This window comes from Chitinophaga sp. (assembly GCF_035564935.1).
GTDB lineage: Bacteria > Bacteroidota > Bacteroidia > Chitinophagales > Chitinophagaceae > Chitinophaga.
In genome coordinates this window covers 1-9,694 of sequence record NZ_DATMTE010000025.1, presented here as the reverse complement: position 1 = coordinate 9,694, position 9,694 = coordinate 1, and the positions used below count along the sequence as shown (strand labels likewise).

The 9,694-nt window shown below is 49.0% G+C and carries 6 protein-coding genes; 5 read left to right on the top strand and 1 reads right to left on the bottom strand.

All coding sequences use genetic code 11. The features are described 5' to 3' along the window. Positions 1–32: 32 nt before the first annotated feature. From VN105_RS00770 to VN105_RS00760, 3 genes are read left to right on the top strand one after another with little or no spacing between them, the layout of a single operon-like run. Positions 33–803, top strand: coding sequence for a GDSL-type esterase/lipase family protein (locus VN105_RS00770; protein ID WP_325636947.1), 771 nt, complete (start codon positions 33–35; stop codon positions 801–803). An 8-nt stretch (positions 804–811) separates the two neighbouring features. After that, the gene (locus VN105_RS00765) at positions 812–1,711 is read left to right on the top strand and encodes a DUF6929 family protein (RefSeq protein ID WP_325636946.1); all 900 of its coding nucleotides are present in this window, start codon (positions 812–814) and stop codon (positions 1,709–1,711) included. A 28-nt stretch (positions 1,712–1,739) separates the two neighbouring features. Next, entirely contained in the window at positions 1,740–2,042 is a 303-nt protein-coding gene (locus VN105_RS00760) for a hypothetical protein (RefSeq protein ID WP_325636945.1), read from the top strand. A 41-nt stretch (positions 2,043–2,083) separates the two neighbouring features. Here VN105_RS00760 and VN105_RS00755 read toward each other — a convergent pair whose 3' ends face one another. Further along, the gene (locus VN105_RS00755; RefSeq protein ID WP_325636944.1) at positions 2,084–4,492 is read right to left on the bottom strand and encodes an ABC transporter permease; all 2,409 of its coding nucleotides are present in this window, start codon (positions 4,490–4,492) and stop codon (positions 2,084–2,086) included. A 395-nt stretch (positions 4,493–4,887) separates the two neighbouring features. On the opposite strand from VN105_RS00755, the gene VN105_RS00750 reads away from it, so the two are divergent. Beyond that, entirely contained in the window at positions 4,888–8,148 is a 3,261-nt protein-coding gene (locus tag VN105_RS00750) for a TonB-dependent receptor (RefSeq protein ID WP_325636943.1), read from the top strand. A gap of 12 nt (positions 8,149–8,160) precedes the next feature. Further along, positions 8,161–9,633, top strand: a complete 1,473-nt coding sequence (locus VN105_RS00745; RefSeq protein ID WP_325636942.1) for a RagB/SusD family nutrient uptake outer membrane protein — start codon at positions 8,161–8,163, stop codon at positions 9,631–9,633. The last annotated feature ends 61 nt before the right edge of the window (positions 9,634–9,694 follow it).

The following is a 9,694-nucleotide window of genomic DNA, read 5'->3' as shown; positions in this document are numbered from 1 at the left end:
ATGTTATTTTACAAGTTTGAAAGTTTTCTACGATGATGAAAAAACTACCTGTTGTCCTTTATTTCCTGCTGGCCGGACTTTGCGCGGCAGCGCAGCCTAAAAAGCTGGATATTGTTTTTATTGGTAATAGTATTACACATGGCGGCGGCCTCTCTCACCCATTAGAAGAAGCGCCCCCGGTAAAAGCCTGGGAGTGGCTGAAGCGCGCTATGCCCGGCACTGAGATCCAATACAGTAACCAGGGTGTAAGCGGCGCTACTACGGTAGATTTCCTTCCATCTACCCAAAAACTGTTTAACAACGTGGTAAAGGCAGCAGATGTTTTTAAAGCGGATAAAGACGCCACGCTGGTTTTTTCTATGGTGCTTGGCACCAACGACAGCGCCATTGAAGGTCCTAACGGATCGCCGGTGTCGCCGGAGCAGTACCGGTTAAATGTAAAGGCTATCCTGGATCAGCTGCTCAGCAGTTATCCGGGTTGTATCATTATCCTGCATCATCCTACCTGGTATAGCCCTAATACGCATAACGGGGCCCGTTATCTCGCAGAAGGACTGGCCAGGCTGCAATCTTATTTCCCGGTACTGGATGCCGTTGTAGCCAGTTACCACAGCACACACCCCGGACAGGTATTCACCGGTTATACAGGTGGGTTCAGCTACTTTAAAAAACATCCCGAACTGTTTATCCAGGAAAATGGCAGGTCGGGTGTTTTCCAGCTGCATCCCAATGCAAAGGGTGCAGCAGAGCTGGGTACTTTCTGGGCGCAGGCCATTAAAAAAGTGACAAGCCGTTTAAAATAAACCGGAGCATGAAAGCGGTGATCACACTTATATGCAGTTTACTGCTGCCTGATTTTCCTTCGGCATCCGCCGTGGAAATTCATGAGGGCAGGTTGTATCTCATTGGCGACGACGCCACCTGTATCCAGGTGCTGGACAAGGATTATCACGTTATTAAAAGTATCCGCATTTCCGGTGCAACAGAAAAACGGATCGCCAAAGCCGTGAAAGCAGATTACGAAGCTTCCGCATTGATCCGTTTGCACGGTAATACTTACCTCATGGCCTCCGGTTCGCTGGCAACGGAAAAGCGCCGGCAGCTGCTGCTGTTGCCGCTGCCGGACGGCGACAGCGCCGCCATCCGGTTTATTCCGTACCCGGCTGATTTTACCGCGCAATTACTGAACAGCGGTGTCAATGAGTTGAATATAGAAGGCGCTGCAGTAGTAAATAATACTTTGCTGCTGAGCAACCGCGGCAACAACACCTGGCCACAGAACCAACTGGTGCTTACAGTGCCCGGTTTCTGGGAGCAGGCAACCCCGCCGGTTAGCGTAGTGCCGTTTACGTTAGTAACGCCAACGCCTGTATTTGCAGGAGTATCCGAGCTTTGTTATGTGCCGGAAAAGGACCTTCTCCTGTGCACTTTCTCTTCCGAAACGACCGCCAATGCTTATGACGACGGCGCTATAGGCGACAGTTATATCGGATGGATCAATAACATCTCCGGTAAACTGTTACAAACCACTATTACGCCGGATGGTATGCTTAATTTAACAGGAGCAGACCCGGCATTTAAAGGAGAAAAGATAGAAGGAATTTGCCTTGAAAGCATACAAGACAATACCCTGACGCTTCATCTCGTATCTGATAATGATGCCGGGGCCAGTCGTTTGTTTAAAGTAAACCTTACCTTTAATGCGGAATAAATCATCCTGAAATCAATACATTCGAAATATGGATATACAGTTTGACGAACGTACACTTTACGTGAAATATGATGAAGATATTGATAACACCATTTTCTGGGAAGATGTAACGCATATTGCAGGTTATAAAGTGTATGCGTACCCGGGAGAAGCCACTTTCCTGGCATTCAAAACCATGGAAGGGGAAACACTGGAAGTATCGGATGAGATGAGTGGTTGGCTGGAGTTGCTGGGCGGATTGCACACTATCTTTAAACTGCCTGCAGGCTGGGAAGAACAGCTGGCAGACATTGAGCCGGATGCAGAAGATATTGTTTTTTATACGAAGTAAATAATAAGGGCGCAACACCGGATGATGCTGCGCCTTTATCGTTATTCCGCCTGCAGGCTGTTCACCGGGTTAGCCAATGCAGCTTTCACTGCCTGGAAACTTACTGTGATCAGCGCTATTATCAAAGCGCCTCCACCTGCTATGATAAACGTCCAGCCGCTAAGCGGCGCCCGGTAGGCAAAATTTTGTAACCAATTGCTCATTGCCCACCATGCCAACGGGAATGCAATAACGGCGGCAATTATCACCAACACCACGAAATCTTTCGACAATAGTTTTATAATACCGGCAATACTGGCGCCCAGTACTTTCCGGATACCGATCTCCTTTGTCCGTTGCGCCGCGGTAAAGGAGGCCAGGCCAAACAAACCAAGACAAGCAATGGCAATAGCGAAAACGGAGAAGATGAGGAAGAGGGATCCGAGTCTTTGCTCCGCCAGGTACTGGCGGTTAAACGCCTCATCCTGGAAAAAGTAATCAAAGGAAGCGGAAGGCACTACCGACTGCCATACTTTTTCCAGTCTGGCCACTGTGGCCGTGATATTGCGGGTATTCATCTTAATGCTGATGTAGTTGAGCCAGTTAGGGGTATAGTAAATGACCAGCGGCGTTACCCCACGTTGCAGGGAGGTGAAATGAAAATCTTTGTAAACGCCGCATACGGTACCCCATCCAAAGTCAAATTCCTGTCCCAACGCCTCTTCCGGCGTTTTCCATCCGAAGAAGGGAAGGGCCGCTTCATTGATCAGAACATCACCGCTTTCCTGGCTGGTATCCGGGGTCATGTTCATTAAGCGACCAGCCAGCAACTGTATGTTGTAGGTACGGAAAAACTGGTCGTCTGCCGTAAGCAGCCGGCCATCGGTTTGCTTTGTATGATCGCTTTTCAGCCGGAAAAGATTATTGCCAAATTCCTGGCCCGGCACATGACTGGACGCGCTTACGGAAATCACATCCGCTTGTCCGCGGAACTTTTCCAGCAGGGCCATTTTACGGTTGCCTGCTTCGGGGCCGTTAACAGGTATCACCAGTACCTGCGACTGATCGAAGCCAAGGTTGAAGTTCTTCATAAACTGCAGCTGCCGGTATACCACCATGGTAGCAACGATCAGCAGGATAGAGATACAAAACTGCGTTACTACCAGCACATTGCGCAGCGAATGTGTTTTTCTCTGTGCGCCGCGTCGCTGCATAATGCGCATAGGATTGAAGCCGGAGAGAATGATAGCAGGGTAAATGCCCGCCAGCAGCCCGATTCCCATACTGATACCAATACCGGCAGCTATGAAGCGGGGCTGGAATAACTGTGCGGTGGTAAAGCTTTTATCTGCAATGTTGTTGAAAACAGGCAGCAGCACCATGATTAAAATTACCGTGGCAAGGAAAGCGATACCGCTCATCATCAGGGCTTCTATCATAAACTGCAGCACCAGTTGTGAACGGTTGGCGCCTATCACTTTTCTTACGCCTACTTCTTTGGCCCGGCTGCCGGCGGTAGCCGTGGCGAGATTAATGAAATTAATGCCGGCAATGAGCAGGATGAACAGGGCCACAGACGATAATATTCTCACGTACAGTATATCGCTGTTTTTGCTTAGTTCATAACGGAGATTTGAATGCAGGTGTATGGAAGTGAGCGGCTGCAGAAAGTTCGTGTATTCCTGCCTGTTAGCTTTTATCTCGTCGCCCACATACTGATAGGCAATTTTGCTGATCTTTTTTTCGAAAGCTTTCCAGTCGGTGCCCGGGGCTAATTTCAGGAAGGTTTGCGTCATGGTGCCATGCCAGTTTTCCATATTGCGCCTGAACCATCCTTCGTTCTTTATGCTTACGGTAGAAATAATAAAATCCGGCCGGAAATAGGTATTGGAAGGTACATTTTTTAATACGCCGGTTACCCGGTAACTTTTGTTGTTGATCGTTAATATTTTATTGAGATAAGTACTTACATTATCCGTTCTCCCGAAATATTTTTCCGCCTTTTCCGCTGTAAGCAGAATACCGTCCGCATCATTCAGGGCGGTGCGGGCATTGCCAGCCAGCAAAGGGTAGGGCAGTACTTCCAGCAGGGTACTGTCGGCAAAGTAGATGCCTTTCTCATTTAGTTTTTTGGCGTTATTACCGCTACTGCCAACAACGTTGTTGTTACCATACTCAAACACCCTCGTTGCGGATTGCACCTCCGGGTATACCATTACTGCCTGCCGGAGAAATCCGGAGGTGGCGGCAAACGAAATCAAATCGTTATCCTGTGTTTTTACATCCAGGCCGGCCCTGTATACCTGTTCATGGCCTGGTATCCAGCGGTCGTAACTGTATTCATCGTTTATATACAGCGTAATAAAAAAACAACCGGTGAGCCCCATTGTGAGGCCTGCCAGGTTTAACAGGCTATGTGTAATGTGCTTGCGGAAATTCCGCCATGCGATTTTGAATTGGTTGCCTAGCATATCATGGTATTATGGCTGTTCCCGGTACTAAGAAAATGCCAGTCTTCCGTTTATTGGTTATCAGGGGTTAATGTAATAAAAACTAACGCAGGTTGTCCGCTTTCCGGCGGGAAGTGTTCATTTCCGGACAGTGGCTTCCGTAGCGCAAGCCGGGGCACTGGTTTCACCTGGATAAATTTATCTACCATAAAATAACTTTGTGTATACTAGTCTATTGTTTTGGTGGACTAGGAACTTGTTACTACTTTTAACGTTGTAAACTGAAAATCTAATATCGCGTCATCAGCCAATCAGTTGTAATTGTTTTATCACATGGCCCTGGAAACCGGCAGGCGTATGCAGTCTGTGCTGTTGCAGACAAGGCAACAACCTGCAGAGGGCCCCAAAAAGCACCTATGGACTCTTTTTACATCCGTTCTTTAAAAGAAAAATGGAGGAGCGCATTATTACTCCTCCTGCTATTCAGCCCTTTATTCCTGCAGGCGCAGGAAAAGCGTACGGGCGTTACCGGTACCGTGCAGAACGAGAAGCACGAAGGATTACCGGGGGTATCTGTAACCGCGAAGAATGAAACGTCTGGCGCCACCGTATCTACACAAACCAATGCGGGTGGTACCTTCCGTTTTCCGGACCTGGTAGTGGGGGTTCCTTACAGTTTCAGGTTCACTTCTATCGGTTACGAACCTACGCAGCTGGAGCATATTACTTTGCAGGAGCATCAGCCGGTGGCTGTTGTTTTGAAAGAATCCAGTTCATCCCTTAACCAGGTGGTAGTGGTAGGCTATGGCGTGCAGCGCCGCAGGGAAATTACCGGCGCCGTTGCTTCTGTGCGCGCCGCCGATCTGAGAGATCAGCCGGTAACGAGTTTTGAACAGGCTATTGCCGGCAAGGTGCCGGGGGTACAGGTGCTGCAAAATACCGGTGCGCCGGGAGGTAATATCAGTGTAAGGATCCGCGGTTTGAACTCTATTTCCGCCGGCATTGATCCGCTGTATGTGATAGATGGGATCCCATTGTCGAACGACCTGAAGAATTTACAGGGAGCCACAGATATGGTAAACATCACAGGGCAGGCATCTTTCCAGAAATCCCCTGATCCCCTCAGCACTTTGAACAGCGACGATATTGCTTCCATAGACATTCTTAAGGACGCCTCATCCGCCGCTATTTACGGTTCCCGTGCTTCCAACGGGGTAGTGCTTATCACTACTAAAAAAGGGAAAACCACCGGTCCGCCTTCCTTTGGATATAACATGTACGCAGGCTTTCAGCAGGTGAGCAAAAAAATAAAACTGATGGATGCCTATCAGTGGTCCAGATTCAGTCTTGATGCAAAGAACAATGCTTACCTGGATTTCAATCCTTCCGGCAGCGTTACCGATAATAATGCTACCAGGGGAAATTCCAACTTCCAGGTAGCGCCGGAAACACTGCCTTACCTGGCGGGAGATGCGGGGCTTACCAATACCGATTGGCAGGATGCCTTATTCAGAACAGCGCCTATCCAGAACCATACCTTATCAGCTTCCGGTGGCAGCGACAAATTCCAGTATTACATTTCCGGTAACTACCTGGATCAGCAGGGTATTATCCTGGGTTCCGGCTACAAACGGTACGGGCTGAGAGCCAACTTCAATGCGGCGCTTACTTCCCGTTTAAAGATAGGCGTTACCGTTAACCCTACCTTTGATCATTACGACCTGATCAACAGTGAAGGGCCATGGACATTTGATGGTATACTCAGTAATGCGTTGAAAGCATCGCCGGTATTCCCGGTGTATAATCCGGACGGATCGCTGGCTACCAACCGGCAAAACCTTTGGGCCTATGGCTATTCCGGTGGCGAAAACCCCGTAGCACTGGCCACGCAGATCAAGGATAAGCTGGATCATGTGCGTAACCTCGGCAGCGCCTGGGCGGAGTATGAAATCATTAAAGGGCTGACATTTAAAACCTTCTTTGGTACAGATATCAATCATTTCAGCAGGAATTATTTCCGTCCTTCTACACTGGGAACCTATAAGCCCATCCAGCAGGGAGCGCCTACTATTCCCAAGGGATCGGCACAAACAGCGTTGTCTGTGAACTGGCTATGGGAAAACACGCTGAACTACCGGTTCAGCATCGGCGATAAACACCATTTCGACGCACTGGCGGGGTATACCTCGCAGAAGAACACCACCAAAGCCAACGAAACCTACGGCACCGGCTTTCCTAACGATGCGGTACAAACGCTGAATGCGGCTACCATTACCAGCGGTACTTCCACCGAATCGCAATGGTCGCTGCTTTCTTACCTGGGAAGGATCAACTACAACTACGCCGATAAATACTTTGTGTCTGCCAGTATCCGCAGCGACGGATCTTCCCGTTTCGGCGCCAATAATAAATGGGGTTATTTCCCCGCGGTATCGGGCGGATGGCTTATCAGCAACGAATCGTTCTTTAAAGTAAAAGCGGTTTCTGAACTGAAAGCCAGGGTAAGCTACGGTACATCCGGTAATTTCCAGATCGCCAACTATGCCGCGTACGACCTCCTGGCCTCCAATGGTTATGTGCTGGGCAACGGCAGCGGTACCGCCGTGAATGGGGTGGGACTGGCGCAACCGGCCAACCCTGATCTTACCTGGGAAAAAACAGTGCAGCTCAATGCCGGCCTGGATATAGGATTACTGGCTAACCGGATTTACCTCAGTGCTGATTACTATCGCGCCACCACTTCCAACCTGTTGCTGGAAGTACCGGTGCCGCTCAGTTCCGGCTTTGGCAAAGCGTTGAAAAATATAGGCAAGGTGCGTAACTCAGGCGTTGAATTTGGTTTAACTACCCGCAACTTCACCGGTCCTTTTACCTGGAACACCAGCTTTAATATTGCCTCCAACAAAAATGAAGTGTTGCAGCTGGGCGCCAATAATGCGCCCATCATCTCCGATGGCGGCAATGGTACTATCTCGCAGTTGTATATCACGCAGGTAGGTTCGCCCATTGGCAGCTACTATGGTTATGTAAATGGCGGCGTGTTCAGTAACCAGGCGGAAATAGATGCCTATCCGCATTATGCCAGCACCAAACCCGGCGACCGCAAATTCGTTGACGTAACAGGCGATAAGAAAATAGATGCCAGCGACAGAACGGATATCGGCAGCTATTTCCCGAAATTCATCTGGGGACTCACCAATGAAATCCGCTATAAAGGATTTGACCTCACCGTATCGTTACAGGCGGTGAATGGTAATAAGGTGATGAACCTGCAACGCCGTTTCCTGTATAACAGCGAAGGCAATGCCAACCAAATGATTGAAGAAACCGGCTACTGGAAATCGCCAACAGCACCCGGCGATGGGAACACGATGCGTCCCAACAGGGTAACTACCGGTAATAGTACACAGCCGAGTTCCTTCTTTGTAGAAGATGGTTCGTATGTGCGTTTACGTAATTTAACCATTGGTTATACTTTTAACCGGCAACTGTTTAATAATAAGATCCAGGGCCTGCGGGTATACCTGTCCGGCCAGAATATTTATACCTGGACTGATTACACCGGTTATAACCCCGAAGTGAATGCCCGGCCCGATGCGCCATTATCGCAAGGGGAGGACTATGGCACCTATCCGCTGCCAAGAACATTCACCGCGGGTATTAATCTTTCATTTTAAAAACAGGCACTTATGCAAGTGAACTATATAAAAACAATAGCAGGTTTGTGGCTGGCAACAGCCTTGGCTTCCTGCAGCAAGAATTTCATCAATCTGCCACCGGTATCCAATCAAACCACCGCTACATTCTTTAAAACCACCAGCGATTTCCAGCAGGGTGTAAATGCGATCTACGATGGTTTGCAGAACACACGCAGTTATGGGAAATCGGCTTACTACCTCATGGAAGTAAGGAGCGATAACACGGATATACTTGACCGTGGGGCATTGGGTGGCGTGGCTTCGCAGATAGACCTGTTCACGGAAACCACTACCAATCCTTTCCTGACCGATGTATACGCAGGCGCTTATCTTACCATTTCCCGTGCCAATGCGGTACTGGACCAGGTGGATGCCGCCGCTATCCCTGACTCTTCCAAAAATCAGTTCAGGGGCGAGGCGTTGTTCCTGCGGGCATTTGTATACTTCGACCTGGTACGGCTGTATGGTAAAGTGCCGTTGGTAACCAGGGTGGAAACCACCAGCGAATCGCTTAACGATAAGCGGAATGAGGTACCGGAAGTATATACGCAGATAGAAAAAGACCTGCAGGCAGCCGCAGCCTTGCTTCCCGCTGTGTATACCAACGTGAACGACTATGGGCGGGTCACTTCCGGTAGCGCCAACGGTTTGCTGGGGAAAGTATATGTGACCGAAAAGAAATGGAGCAACGCCACCGCGGTGCTGAAAAACGTGAACGGCTATACGCTGTTGCCTGATTATGCGGCATTGTATAACCCGACTGCAGGGTTGAATGCAGAAGTATTGTTTACGGTCCGTTTTAAAAAAGGACTGAATCCTTCAGAAGGCAACTATTACTTTACCGACATGGTGCCGTTTTCATTTTATTATAACGGTGTGGCCTATGGAGGATCCAACAATAACCGGCCTACGCACGACCTGGTAGCCGCTTACGAAAGCGGTGATAAAAGGCTGACTGCATCGCTGGATACAGTGTCCTACAAGAATGCTACCACTACCCAGCCGGGGAATTATGTGAAGAAGTATTTAGATCCTCCCGGCGCTACCGGCGATGGAGGCAGCAGCTTCCCCGTATTGCGGTATGCGGATATTTTATTGTTGCAGGCGGAAGCGCTGAATGAACAGGGATACAATGCTGCTACCGGCAATAACACGGCCTTTGGTTTTCTTAACCAGGTAAGGCGCCGCGCAGGTTTGAAAGATAAAACACCGGCGGAGTTGCCGGACCAGGGTAGTTTCCGCGACGCTGTTTTTGCAGAAAGAAGAGTAGAGCTGGCCTTTGAAAATAACCGCTGGTTTGACCTGGTGCGTTATTCAAAAGGACTCGCCATTATGCAGGCCCACCTGAAGAACGAGTATAATCTTACTACACCGGCGCTTACGCCGGCGCGACTGTTATTTTCTATACCTCAAAGTGAAATAGATATTCATAACGATCCGGCCAACTTTCCACAGAATCCCTGATGGCTGATGGTTTGAGCAAAAAAGAGTGAAGGATGAAGCGATTTATTTTATCTTGCCAGGA

What these genes read in the sequence shown, in the direction of transcription:
- VN105_RS00770 (WP_325636947.1), top strand. Translation starts at nt 33, where the DNA reads ATGATGAAAAAACTACCTGTTGTCCTTTATTTCCTGCTGGCCGGACTT.
- VN105_RS00765 (WP_325636946.1), top strand. Translation starts at nt 812, where the DNA reads ATGAAAGCGGTGATCACACTTATATGCAGTTTACTGCTGCCTGATTTT.
- VN105_RS00760 (WP_325636945.1), top strand. Translation starts at nt 1,740, where the DNA reads ATGGATATACAGTTTGACGAACGTACACTTTACGTGAAATATGATGAA.
- VN105_RS00755 (WP_325636944.1), bottom strand. Translation starts at nt 4,492, where the DNA reads ATGCTAGGCAACCAATTCAAAATCGCATGGCGGAATTTCCGCAAGCAC.
- VN105_RS00750 (WP_325636943.1), top strand. Translation starts at nt 4,888, where the DNA reads ATGGACTCTTTTTACATCCGTTCTTTAAAAGAAAAATGGAGGAGCGCA.
- VN105_RS00745 (WP_325636942.1), top strand. Translation starts at nt 8,161, where the DNA reads ATGCAAGTGAACTATATAAAAACAATAGCAGGTTTGTGGCTGGCAACA.